General features: G+C 71.1%; 1 pseudogene. It reads left to right on the top strand.

The features are described from left to right. Positions 1 to 425 (top strand): annotated as a pseudogene (locus M8013_RS00135) (hypothetical protein); the annotation flags it as partial.

The raw sequence follows: 425 nt of genomic DNA, 5'->3' as shown, positions 1-425 counted from the left end.
GCCTGGCATCGAGGCCGGCCGGGAGACGCCGGCGAAGCGCTGGCACGGGCTCGCCGAGACACTCGACAGCAGTCCTCGGCTGGACCCGCTGCGCGTCGCCCTGAGCGCCCCCGGCCTCGATTCGCGCGGTTGCCCGGCCAGCTTCGGAGTACCCGCCGCGGTGGTCTGCCGCTACCTGCGCCGGCACGGCATCGCCCCGTTGCGCACCGGCGACTATCGCTTCCTGCTGCTGTTTCCCCAGGGCGCCAGGGCGGAACACGCGCAGCCGCTGGTGGACAGGCTGTGCGAATTCAAACGCCGGCACGACGACGATGCGCCGCTGAAGCAGGTGTTGCCGGAGTTGCTCGACAGCTCGCCGCTGTACCGCTACATCGGCCTGCGCGAACTCTGCGCGATGATCCACGAAGCCAGCCTGCGGCTGCACC

The organism is Silvania confinis, assembly GCF_025564085.1.
Taxonomy (GTDB): Bacteria; Pseudomonadota; Gammaproteobacteria; order Enterobacterales; family Enterobacteriaceae; genus Enterobacter; species Enterobacter confinis.
This window is presented reverse-complemented; position numbering and strand designations above follow the sequence as displayed.